Source organism: Mycobacterium sp. SMC-14 (genome assembly GCF_046250075.1).
Taxonomy (GTDB): Bacteria; Actinomycetota; Actinomycetes; order Mycobacteriales; family Mycobacteriaceae; genus Mycobacterium.
Genome location: NZ_CP176429.1, coordinates 2,679,813 through 2,695,670, shown reverse-complemented (window position 1 = coordinate 2,695,670; position 15,858 = coordinate 2,679,813). Strand labels below are relative to the sequence as shown.

Genomic DNA, 15,858 nt, shown 5'->3' with positions numbered 1-15,858 from the left:
GGGCCATCGGCTGGCTACACCCGTCCTGACCGCGTCAACAGGCTGGAATCTATTTGAGCCGAATCAGTGCCGTGGCGCCGAGGTGAGCCGCCTGCGTCCAGGGGCGAGAACCCACAGCGGTTTTCCCGACATTGTGCGCGGGCATTTCCCCGGGGCCCGCGTAGACTCACCGGGCGAACTTTCATCAGAAACAGTGAGGTGGGGCAACCGATGAGCGGCCATTCCAAGTGGGCTACCACGAAGCACAAGAAGGCCGTCATTGACGCTCGTCGTGGGAAGAATTTTGCGCGGTTGATCAAGAATATCGAGGTCGCGGCGCGGGTGGGTGGTGGGGATCCGTCGGGCAATCCGACGTTGTATGACGCCATTCAGAAGGCGAAGAAGAGTTCGGTTCCCAACGACAATATTGAGCGGGCGCGTAAGCGTGGTGCGGGTGAGGAGGCTGGCGGGGCGGATTATCAGACCATCACCTATGAGGGTTACGGGCCCAATGGGGTGGCGGTGTTGATTGAGTGTTTGACCGATAACCGTAATCGGGCTGCCAGTGAGGTGCGGGTGGCGATGACGCGTAACGGCGGTCAGATGGCTGATCCCGGCTCGGTCGCTTATCTGTTTAGCCGCAAGGGCACGGTGACCCTGGAGAAGAACGCGTTGACCGAGGATGACGTGTTGGCGGCGGTGTTGGATGCTGGTGCTGAGGATGTCAACGATCTGGGGGAGAGCTTCGAGGTCATCTCCGAGCCGGGGGATTTGGTGGCGGTGCGCAGTGCGCTGGTGGAGGCGGGGATCGACTACGACTCGGCTGAGGCGAGCTTTCAGCCGTCGGTCAGCGTCCCGGTCGACGTCGAGGGTGCCCGCAAGGTGTTCAAGCTCGTCGAGGCTCTTGAGGACAGTGACGACGTGCAGAACGTGTGGACCAACGTGGACCTGTCCGACGAAGTCCTCGCCGCACTCGACGCCGAATAGGAGCCACGTCGTTGTCGACCATCCATTTCATCTCCGGTCTGCCGCGCTCAGGTTCGACCCTGCTGGCCGCGCTCCTGCGGCAGAACCCGCGCTTTGAGGCCGGGATGTCGGGTCCGTTGGCAGGGTTGTTCGGCGCGCTGCTCGGCGAGATGAGCGCCCGCAACGAGTTCTCGGTGTTCATCGACGACGCGAAGCGGGAACGGATCTTGCGCGGCCTGTTCGAGAGTTTTTATGCCGATTGCGCCGCCGAGGTCACCTTCGATACCAATCGGGCGTGGTGCGGCTGGATGCCCGCGGTCTCGCGACTGTTCCCGAACGCCAAGATCATCGCCTGCGTACGCGAGCTGCAGTGGGTGGTCGACAGCATCGAACGATTGATCCAGCGCAACGTGTTCACCCCGTCGTCGATCTTCGGCTTCAACCCCGGCGGCACTGTCTACACCCGCGCCAACGAGATTGTGGCGCAGGACGGAATGGTCGGGGCCCCGTACGACATGCTCAAACAGGCTTGTTACGGCGCGGAGCGGGACCGGCTGCTGGTCGTGCAGTACGAGACGCTGACGACCGACCCGGCGACCACCATGCGGGCCATCTACGACTTCATCGGCGAGCCGGTGTTCGATCACGACTTCGCTCATGTCGACTACGACGTCACCGACTTCGATGAACGGGCCGGCACGCCGGGCTTGCACACCGTGCACGGCGAGGTCCGGGCCACGCCCCGGGAGTCGATACTGCCGCCGGACTTGTTCAATCGGTTTATTCACGACGCGTTCTGGCGCGACCCGCGGGCCGTACCCGCTGGTTTGCGGGTGGTTTAGCCGAACAACGGTTCTAAACTGACGCCGTGTCGGCGAGGGAGCGGCAAGAGCTTGGCAGGTCCCGACGGAAGGCGCTGCCGCGGTCCGGGCTCGGGGAGTATGTGCCGTCGCCGCGGCGCCCCGATCCGGTAGCGCTGCTGGAATCGCAATCCAGAACCCGAGTACCGGAGCTGGTGCCGATCCGATACGCCCGCATGTTGGCGTCGCCGTATGCCTTCTTCCGGGGCTCGGCGGTGATCATGGCGGCCGACCTCGCCGCGGGCCCGCACACCGGACTACAGGCACAGTTGTGCGGGGATGCGCACCTGTCGAACTTCGGGATGTTCGCCTCCCCGGAGCGACAGCTGATGTTCGACCTCAATGATTTCGATGAGACGCTGCCCGGACCGTGGGAGTGGGACGTCAAACGGTTGGGGGCCAGCGCAGCGGTCCTATGCCGCAGCAGAGGATTCGGCCGCGCCAAGCAGGAATCGGTCGTATCGGCCTGCGTCGAGGCCTACCGCACTCAGATGCGTGAACTGGCCCGGCTAGGCGAGCTCGATGTCTGGTACGCGCAATCGGTCATCGACTCCGAACTGCTGGCCGCCGTGGAACCGGTCTACGCCAAGGCTATCCGGCGTACCGCGGTCGGTGCGCTTTCCCGCGGACGGCAGCAGGCCGTCGACAAACTCACCTGGTCGCAAAACGGCCGCCTGCGCTTGATCAGCGATCCGCCCCTGATCGTGCCGGCCGGCGACTTGGTCAGCGACGCCGTGGCGCAGCTCTACAACAAGTACATGCGGAAACTGATCAAGGACTACGTTTCCAGCCTTCCCGATGACCGGCGGGTGCTCGCACGGCGATTCCGCTACGTGGAGGTGGCCCGCAAGGTGGTCGGTGTCGGCAGCGTCGGAACCCGAACCTGGATCGTGCTGTTTGAGGGCGTCGGCAGCGCAGACCCGCTGCTCATGCAGGTCAAGGAGGCACGCACCTCGGTGTTGGAAGCCCACCTCAAGCGCAGCCGATATTCCAATGCCGGTGAGCGTGTCGTGGCGGGGCAGCGGCTGATGCAGGCCACCAGCGACGTCCTGCTGGGCTGGCTGCACGCCATCGGCCCCGACGGGCACCATGGCGACTACTACGTGCGTCAACTGTGGGACATGAAGGGATCCGCCGACGTCGAATCGATGAGCCCCAAGGTGCTGACCGCCTATGTGCAGGCGTGCGGGCATGCGCTTGCCCGGGCGCACAGTCGTTCTGGCGACCGGGTCGCGATCGCGGCCTATCTCGGCAAGGGAGATAACGCCGACCGGGCGCTGACCCGGTTCGCCTTGGCGTACGCCGAACAGAACCAGTGCGACTACGAGGCGCTGCAGACCGCCGCGGACAGCGGCCGGATCACCGTCGCGTGATGATCGGGCCGGGGGAGAGGGCGCGGCGGCAGCGTGTCGCGCCCGCCGGTGTCAGCTGCCCCCTCTAGACTGTCGAACAGTTGTTCGGTACTGGAGAGGATTCCGATGCGGGTGATGGGCGTCGACCCTGGACTGACGCGGTGCGGTCTGTCGGTGGTCGAAGGCGGGCAGGGCCGTCAGGTCACCGCTTTGGATGTCGATGTGGTGCGCACCCCGGCCGATCAGCCGCTGCCGCAACGGCTGCTGACCATCAGTGACACCGCCGAGCACTGGCTCGATACCCACCGCCCCGACGTCATCGCGATCGAGCGCGTGTTCGCCCAGCAGAACGTCTCCACCGTGATGGGCACCGCGCAGGCCGGCGGCGTGATCGCGCTGCAGGCCGCCCGCCGCGGCATCACCGTGCATTTTCACACCCCCAGCGAGGTCAAAGCCGCGGTGACCGGCAACGGTTCGGCCGACAAGGCACAGGTGACGACGATGATCACCCGCATCCTCGGGCTACAGCAGAAGCCGACACCCGCCGACGCCGCGGATGCGCTGGCGCTCGCGATCTGCCATTGCTGGCGGGCCCCGATGATCGCCCGAATGGCCGCAGCCGAGGCACTGGCCGCCGAACAGCGGCGTAAGTACACCGCCAAGCTCAAGACGGCCCGGGCATGATCGCGTCGGTACGTGGCGAGGTCATCGATATCGCGTTGGACCATGCCGTGGTCGAGGCGGCCGGGGTCGGCTACAAGCTGATGGCCACGCCGGCGACTCTGTCGACGCTGCGCCGCGGCAGCGAATCCCGGTTGATCACCGCGATGATCGTGCGGGAAGACTCGATGACCCTTTACGGATTCCCCGACGGTGAGGCACGCGATCTGTTCCTCACGCTGATCGGGGTCTCGGGTATTGGGCCCAAGATCGCCCTGGCGACTCTGGCGGTCTATGACGCGGCCACCCTGCGCCGGGCGCTCGGAGACGGGGACGTCACCGCATTGACCCGGGTGCCCGGGATCGGCAAGCGCGGGGCCGAGCGGCTGGTATTGGAACTGCGCGACAAGATCGGTGCGGTGACCGCATCCGACGGCGCCGTGTTCGGCGGTCACGCGGTGCGCGCTCCAGTGATCGAAGCCCTGATCGGTCTCGGTTTTGCCGCCAAGCAGGCCGAAGAGACCACCGACAAGGTGCTGGCCGACGCTCCCGACGCGACCACCTCCGAAGTGCTGCGTACCGCGCTGAGCCGACTGGGGAAGACCAAGTGAGCCAATCCGGTGAACCCGGTGATCTTGAAGACCGTGAGGTGTCCCCGGCGCTGACCGTCGGCGAGGGAGACATCGACGCCGGGCTGCGCCCGCGCAGTCTGGCCGAGTTCATCGGGCAGCCGCGGGTACGCGAGCAGTTGCAGCTGGTGATCGAGGGCGCCAAGAACCGCGGCGGCACACCCGATCACATCTTGCTGTCCGGTCCGCCAGGGCTGGGCAAGACGTCGCTGGCGATGATCATCGCCAGCGAACTGGGCAGCTCGTTGCGGGTGACCTCCGGGCCGGCGCTCGAACGTGCGGGGGACCTGGCAGCGATGTTGTCGAATCTGGTCGAGCACGACGTGCTGTTCATCGACGAGATCCACCGCATCGCCCGCCCGGCCGAGGAGATGCTCTACCTGGCGATGGAGGACTTCCGGGTCGACGTGGTCGTCGGGAAAGGCCCTGGGGCGACGTCGATTCCACTGGAAGTGGCGCCGTTCACCCTGGTCGGCGCGACGACTCGATCCGGTGCGCTGACCGGCCCGCTGCGCGACCGGTTCGGCTTCACCGCGCACATGGACTTCTACGAGCCGGCCGAACTGCAGCGGGTGCTGGCACGCTCGGCGAAGATCCTCGGAATCGAACTGGGGGCCGAAGCGGCTGCAGAGGTCGCGCGGCGCTCCCGCGGTACGCCGCGCATCGCCAACCGATTGCTGCGCCGGGTGCGTGACTACGCCGAGGTCCGCGCCGACGGGGTGATCACCCGCGACGTCGCCAAAGCCGCACTGGCGGTCTACGACGTCGACGAGCTGGGCCTGGACCGACTGGACCGCGCGGTGCTCTCGGCGCTGACCCGAAGCTTCGGCGGCGGCCCGGTCGGGGTCTCCACGCTGGCGGTCGCGGTGGGGGAGGAAGCTGCCACCGTCGAAGAGGTCTGCGAGCCGTTCCTGGTACGCGCCGGGATGGTCGCGCGCACTCCGCGGGGTCGCGTCGCGACGCCGGCGGCTTGGACGCACCTGGGTATGGTGCCCCCGGCAGGGGCCGGGGGATTGGGCCAACAGGGGTTGTTCGAGTAGGTCGGGCTACAGCTTGCCCAGCTCGGCCGCCAGCACGTCCAAACCTTCCGACAGCAGGGCGTCGCTGATGGTCAGCGGCGGCAACAGTCGCACCACATTGCCGAACGTTCCGCAGGTCAACACGATCACACCCGCCCGGTGACATGCCGCCGCCAGGGCGCTGGTCAGGTCCGGGTCCGGCTCGCTCGTGTCGGGCCGCACCAGCTCGACGGCGATCATGGCGCCGCGGCCTCGCACATCGCCGATGCGGTCGTCGTCGGCTTGCAACCGGCCCAGCCGTTCGAAGACAAGGCGCTCGATCTGCCGGGCCCGGCCCACCAGGTCGTCCGCCTCGACGGCGGCCAATGCCCCCAACGCTGCGGCGCAGGCCACCGGATTGCCACCGAATGTGCCTCCCAGCCCGCTGACGTGCGGGGCGTCCATGATGTCGGCGCGCCCCGTCACCGCCGCCAACGGCAGGCCCCCGCCGATTCCCTTGGCGGTGCAGATCAGGTCCGGCGCCATCCCGGTCGGGCCCTCATGGTCACAGGCGAACATCGCCCCCGTCCGCGCGAAGCCCGTCTGTACCTCGTCGGCGATGAAAACCACGTTGTTGTCGCGGCACCAGGCCAGCAACGTGGGCAGAAAGCCGGGTGCCGGAACGATGAATCCGCCCTCGCCCTGAATCGGTTCGATCACCAGCGCGGCCAGATTGTGGGCGCCGATCTGGTTCTCCAGGACGCCGATCGCCCGATCGGCAGCCCGTTCCCCGTCGCTGCCCAATTCTTTGTCGATCAGGCTGTCGCGGTAGGGGTAGGACGCCGGCGCGCGATAGATGTCGGGAGCGAACGGGCCGAATCCGCTCTTGTAGGGCATGGACTTGGCGGTGAGCGCCATCGTCAGATTGGTGCGGCCGTGGTAGCCGTGGTCGAACGCCGCCACCGCGGTTTTGTGCGTGTAGGACCGGGCGATCTTGACGGCGTTCTCCAGGGCCTCGGCGCCGGAGTTGAGCAGTACCGATCGCTTCTCGAATTGACCCGGGGTGATCCGGTTCAGCGCTTCAGCGACGGCCACATAGCCCTCGTAGGGCGTCACCATGAAACAGGTGTGGGTGAACTCGGCGACCTGCTGCTGCACCGCGTCCACCACCCGCGGCGCGGAGTTGCCCACGGTGGTCACCGCGATCCCCGAGCCCAGGTCGATCAGTCGATTGCCGTCGACGTCTTCCACGATGCCGCCGCCGGCCCGAGCCGCGTACACCGGCAGCGTGCTGCCCACCCCGCGGGCCACGGCCGTCGCGCGCCGGCGCGCCAGCTGTACCGAGCCGGGCCCGGGGATCTCGGTGGCCAAGTGACGGCTCTGCAGCAGCGGCGGCACTGACATGTGGGGCGGGCCTCCTTAGCGGTGCTTTCCGCGGCTCAGATCTGGCCGAGTGGCCGACACGCGTTGCCGAAGGGCTGCCAATATTCGCCGGGCGGGCAGTCCAGCGGCGTCGGGCCTTGGCCGAGCGGCATGCAGGTATTGGTGCTCGGCTCCCAGTACTGTCCGCCGGGGCAGGCGAGCGGCGTCGGGCCTTGGCCGAGCGGCATGCAGCTGTTGGTGCTCGGCTCCCAGTACTGTCCGCCGGGGCAGGCGAGCGGCTCCGCGGATCCGATGGCGGGCATGGCGATCGCTCCCACCGCCAGGGGCGCCGCTGCCAGGGCAACGGCGGTCGCCAGACCACACGCGAAATTTTTCATCGGCCAACTTTCCCTTGAGAATCCTGACCCCCTGTCACCGACAGCCTAGGGGGTGGACGGCGGTACCGAAGCACGGTCGCCGGACTCAGTGGCACACTGTTGTCATCACAGTGGCCCGCCACACCTCAAGTGGTCCGGTGCCGAAGACTCATTCGAACAAGTCGAAAGATCGGTTGTCGTCATGGAAAACATGGTTGCCTTCCTGCCGCTGCTCCTTGTCATGGGTGCGTTTATGTTCTTCGCCTCGCGCCGGCAGAAGCGTGCGATGCAGGCCACCATCGACCTGCATGAATCGTTGCAGGTGGGCGACCGGGTGCACACCACCTCGGGGCTGCAGGGCACCATCACCCGCATCACTGACGACGACGTCGACCTGGAGATCGCGGACGGTGTGGTGACCACCTGGATGAAGCTGGCAGTGCGCGACAAGATCGAGCCCGAAGAGCTGACGGCCGAGGCCGCAGTCGAAGAGGCCGTCGAAGGCGCATAGCGGCTCGCCGCCTTCGGGCTGGCCGGCTGACACGCCCGACGCGCGGAACGCCCGCCCAACGATCGTCCCGGCCAGCCGGGCACGTACCCTTTTGCGGGTGCAGTGGTACTGATCGCTGCGGGCGGCCCGCGCACGGGCCAGCCTCGACGATCACGAGAGCGCATTGCGCAATGAGCGAAGGAGACTCAACAACGTGGCATCGCCTTCGGCGCCGGTGCACCCTGCCCGCAACCTGGCGGTGTTCCTGGCATTGCTCATCGGCGTCTACCTGCTGGTATTCCTGACCGGAAACAAGCTCGCCGAACCCAAACTCGGTATCGACCTGCAGGGCGGCACTCGCGTGACGCTCACCGCGCGTACTCCGGATGGCTCCACGCCGACCCGTGACGCGCTCAACCAGGCGCAACAGATCATCAGCGCCCGGGTCAACGGACTCGGTGTGTCGGGCTCTGAAGTGATCATCGACGGCAACAACCTGGTCATCACGGTGCCGGGCAGCGACGGCAACGAGGCCCGGACTCTCGGCCAGACGGCCCGGCTCTACATCCGCCCGGTGATCAACGGTGTGTCGGTGCAGGAAGCTCAGGCAGCTGCCCGGATGCCCGGCCTCGGTGGTGGCGGCATGCCCGGCGTCCCAGGCTTGCCGCCCGGCGCCGGTGGTGGTGTTCCTGGTCTGCCTCCGGGTCTTGGCGGTGGTGGTGTTCCTGGTCTGCCTCCGGGCGCCGGCGGGTCCGTCCCGCAGCAGCCGCTGACTCCGCCGGCCCAGCCGCGGCCCTTCCCGCAGGAGCCGACCCCGACCCCGGGGACCACCTCTTCGAGCCCCGACTCCGAAAACACCAGCGACACCGCCACGCCCGGCACCTCGACTGTTCCGGCGCCCACGGCGCCCGGATCGCCTGCCGAGGCGCCCGGGGCCGGTCCCCAGATGCCCGCCTTGCCGGGGCTGCCTGGCCTGCCGGGTCTGCCCGGGTTGCCTGGCCAGGGGGATCAGGCCCAGGGCTTGGCCGCCCGCATCGCCGCCGAGAAGCGGTTGCGCCAGAGCGACAACAAGGTGGTCCAGGCGCTGGCTCTGCAGATCCAGGCCGGACGGTGCGACAAGGAAGACATCCTCGCCGGCAACGACGACCCGGACCTGCCACTGGTGACCTGTTCGCAAGACCAGCAGACGGCCTACCTGTTGGCGCCGTCGATCATCAGCGGCGACCAGATCGCCGACGCCAGCTCGGGCATGGACCAGCGCAGCGGCGCCAACATCGTCCAGGTGCAGTTCAAGAGCGGCGCGGCCGACACCTGGGCAGACTTCACCGCCGCCCACATCGGCACCCAGACCGCGTTCACCCTGGACTCGCAGGTGGTCAGCGCGCCGCAGATCCAGGAAGCCATCCCGGGCGGCCGCACCCAGATCACCGGTGGTTCGCCGGGATTCACCCAGGACGGTGCGCGCCAGCTGGCCAACGTCTTGAAGTACGGATCGCTGCCGCTGTCGTTTGAGGCCTCCGAAGCCGAAACCGTCTCGGCCACACTGGGAATGACGTCGCTGAAGGCGGGTCTGATCGCCGGTGCGATCGGTCTGGCACTGGTGCTGATCTACTCGCTGCTCTACTACCGCGTCCTCGGCGTGCTGACCGCATTGTCACTGGTGGTGGCCGGAGCCATGGTGTACGCGATCCTGATATTGCTGGGTCGCTACATCAACTACACGCTCGACCTGGCCGGTATCGCTGGTCTGATCATCGGTATCGGGACCACCGCCGACTCGTTCGTGGTGTTCTTCGAACGCATCAAGGACGAGATCCGCGAGGGCAAATCGTTCCGCTCGGCGGTGCCGCGCGGGTGGGCGCGCGCCCGCAAGACGATCGTCTCCGGCAACGCGGTCACTTTCCTTGCTGCGGCGGTGCTCTACTTCCTGGCGGTCGGCCAGGTGAAGGGCTTCGCATTCACCCTGGGTCTGACCACGATCCTGGACCTGGTGGTGGTGTTCCTGGTGACCTGGCCACTGGTCTACCTGGCGTCGAAGTCGCCGACGCTGGCCAAGCCGTCCTACAACGGCCTCGGCGCGGTTCAGCAGGTCGCGCGCGAGCGGCGGGCGGTCGCCAAATCGGGAGGCGCAACGGGCGGCAAGTCCGGGGCCAAAGCGCGCACGCGGGTAACCGCCCAGTCGACGGAACAGGGATAGCCAGATGGCCAAACCGAGCACCAGTAGCGGCACGAAAGCCGCGAAAACCGACGCCGCCGCCGGCGAACTCACCAAGAGCCGCAGCGCCGTGGAGGCGAAGCCTCGCAAGACCGCGGGAAGCACCAAGGCGCCGAAGCACAGTTTCCTGTCACGGCTCTACACCGGCACCGGCGCATTCGAGGTCATCGGCAAGCGGCGGCTGTGGTACGCGGTCAGCGGTGCCATGGTCGCCATCGCCATCGTCAGTATCCTGATCCGCGGCTTCACCTTCGGAATCGACTTCGCCGGCGGCACCAAAGTGTCGTTCCCGCGCGGCGACACCAGCGTCACCCAGGTCGAAGAGGTGTTCCGCAAGAGCGTCGGCAGCAGCCCCGAATCGGTGGTCGTGGTCGGCAACGGCAACTCGGCGACGGTGCAGATCCGTGCCGAGACGCTCACCAACGAGCAGACCGAGAAGCTGCGCGACGACCTGTTCGACGCGTTCCAGCCCGTCGGCCCGAACGGTGAGGCGAGCAAACAGGCGATCAGTGACTCGGCGGTCTCGGAGACCTGGGGCGGGCAGATCACCCAGAAGGCCGTGATCGCGCTGGTGGTGTTCCTGCTCCTGGCGTCGCTGTACATCACCGTGCGCTACGAGTGGTACATGACCATCTCGGCGATGATCTCGATGGTCTTCGACATCCTCGTCACCGCTGGGGTGTATTCGCTGGTCGGATTCGAGGTCACGCCGGCCACTGTCATCGGACTGTTGACCATTCTCGGGTTCTCCATCTATGACACCGTCATCGTGTTCGACAAGGTGGAGGAGAACACCAGCGGCTTCGAGCACAAACCCAAGCTGACTTACGCCGAACAGGCCAACCTGGCCATCAACCAGACCTTCATGCGATCGATCAACACCAGCCTGATCTCGGCGTTGCCGATCATGTCGCTGATGGTGGTCGCCGTGTGGCTGCTGGGTGTGGGGACGCTGCAGGACCTCGCGCTGGTGCAGTTGGTCGGTGTTGTGGTCGGCACCTATTCGTCGATCTACCTGGCCACTCCGCTGCTGGTCAGCCTGCGGGAGCGCACCGAGCTGGTGCAGAACCACACCCGCCGGGTGATGCGGCGGCGCAACGCCGCGGCCGGTTCGAAAGCGGCAGCGGCCGGCACGGACGTCGCGGAGGACCTCGAAGGCACCGAAGACACCGTTGCCGGCGGAGATGAGGGCGCGGCGGCGACCGCGTCGGGCGCCCCGGCTCCCGGCGCAAAGCCGGTCCGCCCCACCAGCCGGCGCAGCCAGCGTCCGACCGGCAAGCCGGGCGCCGGTCGGTAACCGGCGATGGCGGCCCGCTGTCGGCACGCTGCGGCGTGGGTGGTGGCGATCATCACCGGCCTCGGCGCCTGGTCGGTGTCGGCGTGCACCAGTGCCACCGTCGATCAGATCGACTACGCCGTCGACGGCGGTCTGATCACTTACAACAGCACCACCGTGGCCGGTGCGGCGTCGGCAGGACCGCAGGCGTTCTCCCGCACCCTGATCGGCTTCGGCTACCACGGTCCGGACGGCCAGATCGTCACCGACCACGACTTCGGCAGCATCTCCGTGGTGGGCCGCGCCCCGCTGGTGCTGGACTATCAGATCGCCGACGCGGCGGTGTACTCCGACGGCAAACCCATCACCTGTGACGACCTGGTGCTGGCCTGGGCGGCCCAGTCGGGCCGCTTCCCGGGTTTCGACGCCGCAAGCCGAGCCGGCTACCTCGACATCGAGAACATCGAGTGCCAACCCGGTGAGAAGAAGGCGCGGGTGTCGTTCTTCGCCGACCGCAACATCGTCGACTACGAGGAACTGTTCACCGCGACCTCGATGATGCCGTCGCACATCATCGCCGACAAGCTCGGTGTGAACACCACCGACGCCGTGCTGGGCAAGCTCGGGCCCGCCGACGAGGTTATCGCCAAGATCGCGCAGGCCTGGAACACCACCTGGCAGCTCGGCCGCGACGCTGACCTGCGGCACTTCCCGTCGTCGGGGCCCTACAAGATCGACTCGGTGCTCGAAGGTGGCGCCGTGGTACTGGTGGCCAACGACCTGTGGTGGGGTGCCAAGCCGGTCACCAAGAGGATCACGGTGTGGCCGCAGACCGCCGACATCGCCGACCGGGTCAACAAACGCGTCATCGAGGTCGTCGACGTGGCGACCGGATCCGCGGGGTCGCTGATCACCCCGGACGACTACCAGAGCAGTGACAGTCCCTCGGGCGGGATCGAGCAGCTCATCTTCGCCCCGTCCGGCCCGCTGTCGGAGACTCCCGCGCGCCGAGCGGTGGCCTGGTGCACCCCGCGCGACATCATCGCCCGCGATGCGGGGGTCCCGGTGGTCAATTCCCGGCTCAACACCGCCATGGACGACGCATTCGACCAGGCCGAGAACGTGCCCGAGGCCGAACAGTTCGCTCGGGCAAACCCCGATGCCGCCCGCGACGCGCTGGGCGGGAAGCCATTGACGGTGCGCATCGGCTACCGCGGTCCCAACACTCGGCTGGCCGCGGTGATCGGGGCGATCACCAGCTCATGCGCGCCTGCCGGCATCACCGTCACCGAGGTGGCCTCCGACAGCATCGGCCCGCTGGCACTGCGGGAAGGACAGATCGACGTGTTGCTCGCCAGCACCGGGGGATCTACCGGTAGCGGGTCGAGCGGATCGTCGGTGGTGGACGCCTACGAGTTGTTCAGCGGCAACGGCAACAACCTGTCCGGTTACCACAACGACCAGATCGACGGCGTCGTCTCCGCGCTGGCTGTCACCGCCGATCCCGCGGAGATGGTCCGGCTGCTCGGCGAGAGCGCTCCGGTGTTGTGGGCCGATATGCCGACGCTGCCGCTGTACCGCCAGCAACGGACCCTGTTGTCGTCGAAGAAGACCTACGGCGTCGCTGCCAACCCCACCCGGTGGGGCGCGGGCTGGAACATGGACCGCTGGGAGCTGCAACAGTGAATCAGGCCGGGCCTGCGGCAGGCGCCGGTGAGATCATCGCGTCGCTCATCCGCGAGGTCGCGGACTTTCCCACGCCGGGAATCGCTTTCAAGGACCTGACCCCGGTCTTCGCCGACGCGGCGGGACTGGCCGCGGTCACCGATGCGCTGGCTCGGGCCGCCGCCGGTGCGGATCTGGTGGCCGGTATCGACGCGAGGGGATTTCTGCTGGCCGGGGCGGTCGCCGACCGGCTAGGGGTTGGTGCGCTGGCGGTCCGCAAAGGCGGCAAGCTGCCGCCGCCGGTGCTCTCGGAGCGCTATCAGCTCGAGTACGGCAGCGCCGTGCTGGAGATACCGGCCGACGGGCTCGAGCTGGCCGGGCGCCGGGTGGTGATCCTCGACGACGTGCTGGCCACCGGCGGTACCCTGGCCGCGACGCAACGTTTGCTGTGTCGGGCAGGAGCCGAGGTGGTTGCGGCGGCAGTGGTGCTGGAGCTGGCGGGGCTGGGCGGACGCGCCGCCGTGGCGCCGTTGCAGCTGGCCAGCCTGCACCTGATTTAGTCGATATTCTCGTGGTCGGAGGTGAACACAGTGGGCCCTGAACAAGGCTTGGAGCAGGGCCCTGAACAACGCTCAGATCAGGGTTCAGGCCCCGAGCGGTACAGCGCTGACGCCAGCCAGCCGGCGGCGGTGTCGGAGGCGGTTGCCCAGGACGCGCCCTCCGAGCGCACCGATCTGCTGAAGGTCCCGACCAGCGCCTCCCGGCGGGTGCGGGCCCGGATCGCCCGGCGTATCACCGCCCAACGCGGTGCGCTGAGCCCGGTGCTGGAGCCGCTGGTGGCGGTGCACCGGCAGTACTATCCCAAAGCCAACCTGGCACTGCTCCAACGTGCCTACGAGGTCGCCGAGCAGCGGCACGCCTCCCAGCTGCGTCATTCGGGGGATCCGTACATCACCCACCCGGTGGCTGTCGCCACCATCCTGGCCGAGCTGGGCATGGACACCATCACGCTGGTGGCCGCGCTGCTGCACGACACCGTCGAGGACACCGGCTACACCCTGACCGCGCTGGGTGCCGAGTTCGGTGACGAGGTTGCTCACCTGGTCGACGGGGTGACCAAGCTGGACAAGGTGGTGCTGGGCACCGCCGCCGAGGCCGAGACCATCCGCAAGATGGTCATCGCGATGGCGCGTGACCCCCGGGTGCTGGTGATCAAGGTCGCCGACCGGCTGCACAACATGCGCACCATCCGCTTCCTGGCGCCCGAAAAGCAGGCCCGCAAGGCGCGCGAGACACTCGAAGTCATTGCGCCGCTGGCACATCGGCTCGGTATGGCGAACGTCAAATGGGAGCTCGAGGATCTGTCATTCGCGATCCTGCACCCCAAGCGCTACGAGGAGATCGTGCGGCTGGTGGCCGACCGCGCGCCGTCCCGCGACACCTACCTGGCCAAGGTGCGCGCCGAGATCGTCAACACGCTGGCGAAGTCGAAGATCACCGCGACCGTCGAGGGCCGACCCAAGCACTACTGGTCGATCTATCAGAAGATGATCGTGCGCGGCCGCGACTTCGACGACATCTACGACCTGGTGGGACTGCGGATCCTGTGCGACGAGATCCGGGACTGCTACGCCGCGGTCGGCGTCGTGCACTCGCTGTGGCAGCCGATGGCCGGCCGGTTCAAGGACTACATCGCCCAGCCGCGCTACGGGGTCTACCAGTCGCTGCACACCACGGTGATCGGCCCGGAGGGCAAGCCGCTGGAGATCCAGATCCGCACCCGGGAGATGCACCGCACCGCCGAATACGGCATCGCCGCGCACTGGCGTTACAAAGAGGCCAAGGGCCGCAACGGTGTTCCGCACCTGAACACCGCCGCCGAGATCGACGACATGGCCTGGATGCGCCAGCTGCTGGACTGGCAGCGGGAGGCGGCCGACCCGGGCGAGTTCCTCGAGTCGCTGCGTTACGACCTGGCGGTCAAAGAGATCTTCGTGTTCACCCCCAAGGGCGACGTGATCACACTGCCCACCGGCTCCACGCCGGTGGACTTCGCCTACGCCGTGCACACCGAGGTCGGTCACCGCTGTATCGGTGCGCGGGTCAACGGCCGGCTGGTGGCGTTGGAGCGCAAGCTCGAGAACGGGGAAGTGGTCGAGGTTTTCACCTCGAAAGCACAGAACGCCGGGCCGTCGCGGGACTGGCAGCAGTTCGTGGTGTCGCCGCGGGCCAAGGCCAAAATCCGCCAGTGGTTCGCCAAGGAGCGGCGTGAGGAGGCCCTGGAGTCCGGCAAGGACGCGATGGCCCGCGAGGTGCGCCGGGCGGGTTTGCCGCTGCAACGCCTGGTCAACGGCGAGTCGATGGCGGCGGTGGCCCGCGAACTGCACTACAGCGATGTGTCCGCGCTCTATACCGCGGTCGGCGAGAACCACATCTCGGCGCACCACGTCGTGCAACGGCTGGTGGCCCAGCTCGGCGGCGTGGACCAGGCCGAGGACGACCTGGCCGAGCGTTCCACGCCGCTGACCATCCCGCGCCGCGAGCGCCACACCGACGACGTGGGTGTCGCGGTGCCCGGCGCCACCGGGGTGCTGACCAAACTGGCCAAGTGCTGCACCCCGGTGCCCGGCGACGAGATCATGGGTTTCGTCACCCGCGGCGGCGGGGTGTCGGTACACCGAACCGACTGCACCAATGCCGACGCGCTGCGCCAACAGGACGAACGGATCATCGAGGTCAAATGGGCGCCGTCGCCCTCCTCGGTGTTCCTGGTCGCCATCCAGGTCGAGGCACTGGACCGGCACCGGCTGCTGTCGGACATCACCAAGGTGCTCGCCGACGAGAAGGTCAACATCTTGTCGGCCTCGGTCACCACCTCACGCGACCGGGTAGCGATCAGCCGGTTCACCTTCGAGATGGGCGACCCCAAGCACCTGGGCCACCTGCTCAACGTGGTCCGCAACGTCGAGGGCGTCTACGACGTCTACCGGGTGACGTCAGCGGCCTGACCGGGCTCCAAACCCGCAGCG

At 67.5% G+C, this 15,858-nt stretch carries 14 protein-coding genes; 12 read left to right on the top strand and 2 right to left on the bottom strand.

The features are described from left to right. Positions 1–210 precede the first annotated feature (210 nt). The 6 genes from ACKY0W_RS12565 (at position 211) to ruvB (ending at position 5,486) form a co-directional block, all read left to right on the top strand. Positions 211–966, top strand: coding sequence for a YebC/PmpR family DNA-binding transcriptional regulator (locus ACKY0W_RS12565; RefSeq protein ID WP_409434322.1), 756 nt, complete (start codon positions 211–213; stop codon positions 964–966). Between the two features lie 11 nt (positions 967–977). After that, a complete protein-coding gene (locus ACKY0W_RS12560) occupies positions 978–1,787 on the top strand; it encodes a sulfotransferase family protein (protein WP_409434321.1) in 810 nt (269 codons plus the stop codon). Positions 1,788–1,813: 26 nt separating this feature from the next. Continuing rightward, entirely contained in the window at positions 1,814–3,178 is a 1,365-nt protein-coding gene (locus tag ACKY0W_RS12555) for a DUF2252 domain-containing protein (RefSeq protein WP_409434320.1), read from the top strand. Positions 3,179–3,283: 105 nt separating this feature from the next. After that, positions 3,284–3,841 (top strand): crossover junction endodeoxyribonuclease RuvC, encoded by a 558-nt coding sequence (ruvC, locus tag ACKY0W_RS12550; protein ID WP_409434319.1) that lies wholly within the window; start codon positions 3,284–3,286, stop codon positions 3,839–3,841. Continuing rightward, the gene (ruvA, locus tag ACKY0W_RS12545) at positions 3,838–4,428 is read left to right on the top strand and encodes a Holliday junction branch migration protein RuvA (protein ID WP_406781411.1); all 591 of its coding nucleotides are present in this window, start codon (positions 3,838–3,840) and stop codon (positions 4,426–4,428) included. The genes ruvC and ruvA overlap by 4 nt, the downstream gene beginning before the upstream one ends. Beyond that, positions 4,425–5,486, top strand: a complete 1,062-nt coding sequence (gene ruvB, locus ACKY0W_RS12540) for a Holliday junction branch migration DNA helicase RuvB (protein ID WP_409434318.1) — start codon at positions 4,425–4,427, stop codon at positions 5,484–5,486. The genes ruvA and ruvB overlap by 4 nt, the downstream gene beginning before the upstream one ends. Before the next feature lie 6 nt (positions 5,487–5,492). On the opposite strand, the gene gabT is transcribed toward ruvB, so the two are convergent. Beyond that, positions 5,493–6,842 carry a 4-aminobutyrate--2-oxoglutarate transaminase gene (gabT, locus tag ACKY0W_RS12535; protein ID WP_409437767.1) on the bottom strand — a complete coding sequence of 450 codons (1,350 nt, stop codon included), beginning with the start codon at positions 6,840–6,842 and terminating at the stop codon, positions 5,493–5,495. A gap of 41 nt (positions 6,843–6,883) precedes the next feature. Beyond that, complete coding sequence (locus ACKY0W_RS12530) at positions 6,884–7,204, bottom strand: hypothetical protein (protein ID WP_406759245.1); 321 nt, start codon at positions 7,202–7,204, stop codon at positions 6,884–6,886. Between the two features lie 181 nt (positions 7,205–7,385). Here ACKY0W_RS12530 and yajC point away from each other — a divergent pair, with 181 nt between their 5' ends. From yajC to ACKY0W_RS12500, 6 genes are all read left to right on the top strand, one after another. After that, positions 7,386–7,694, top strand: coding sequence for a preprotein translocase subunit YajC (gene yajC / locus ACKY0W_RS12525; protein WP_406759246.1), 309 nt, complete (start codon positions 7,386–7,388; stop codon positions 7,692–7,694). Positions 7,695–7,887: 193 nt separating this feature from the next. Next, positions 7,888–9,870 carry a protein translocase subunit SecD gene (secD, locus tag ACKY0W_RS12520; RefSeq protein WP_409434317.1) on the top strand — a complete coding sequence of 661 codons (1,983 nt, stop codon included), beginning with the start codon at positions 7,888–7,890 and terminating at the stop codon, positions 9,868–9,870. 4 nt (positions 9,871–9,874) lie between these two features. Next, entirely contained in the window at positions 9,875–11,185 is a 1,311-nt protein-coding gene (secF, locus tag ACKY0W_RS12515) for a protein translocase subunit SecF (RefSeq protein WP_409434316.1), read from the top strand. 6 nt (positions 11,186–11,191) lie between these two features. Then, complete coding sequence (locus tag ACKY0W_RS12510; protein ID WP_409434315.1) at positions 11,192–12,850, top strand: ABC transporter substrate-binding protein; 1,659 nt, start codon at positions 11,192–11,194, stop codon at positions 12,848–12,850. Then, positions 12,847–13,389, top strand: coding sequence for an adenine phosphoribosyltransferase (locus ACKY0W_RS12505; RefSeq protein ID WP_409434314.1), 543 nt, complete (start codon positions 12,847–12,849; stop codon positions 13,387–13,389). Before ACKY0W_RS12510 ends, ACKY0W_RS12505 begins: the two co-directional genes overlap by 4 nt. A 129-nt stretch (positions 13,390–13,518) precedes the next feature. Continuing rightward, positions 13,519–15,837: a RelA/SpoT family protein gene (locus ACKY0W_RS12500; RefSeq protein WP_409437766.1), complete on the top strand. Its 2,319-nt coding sequence runs from the start codon at positions 13,519–13,521 to the stop codon at positions 15,835–15,837. Positions 15,838–15,858: the final 21 nt, after the last annotated feature.

What these genes read in the sequence shown, in the direction of transcription:
- yajC (WP_406759246.1), top strand. Translation starts at nt 7,386, where the DNA reads ATGGAAAACATGGTTGCCTTCCTGCCGCTGCTCCTTGTCATGGGTGCG.
- ACKY0W_RS12510 (WP_409434315.1), top strand. Translation starts at nt 11,192, where the DNA reads ATGGCGGCCCGCTGTCGGCACGCTGCGGCGTGGGTGGTGGCGATCATC.
- ruvA (WP_406781411.1), top strand. Translation starts at nt 3,838, where the DNA reads ATGATCGCGTCGGTACGTGGCGAGGTCATCGATATCGCGTTGGACCAT.
- ACKY0W_RS12565 (WP_409434322.1), top strand. Translation starts at nt 211, where the DNA reads ATGAGCGGCCATTCCAAGTGGGCTACCACGAAGCACAAGAAGGCCGTC.
- ruvC (WP_409434319.1), top strand. Translation starts at nt 3,284, where the DNA reads ATGCGGGTGATGGGCGTCGACCCTGGACTGACGCGGTGCGGTCTGTCG.
- secF (WP_409434316.1), top strand. Translation starts at nt 9,875, where the DNA reads ATGGCCAAACCGAGCACCAGTAGCGGCACGAAAGCCGCGAAAACCGAC.
- ACKY0W_RS12530 (WP_406759245.1), bottom strand. Translation starts at nt 7,204, where the DNA reads ATGAAAAATTTCGCGTGTGGTCTGGCGACCGCCGTTGCCCTGGCAGCG.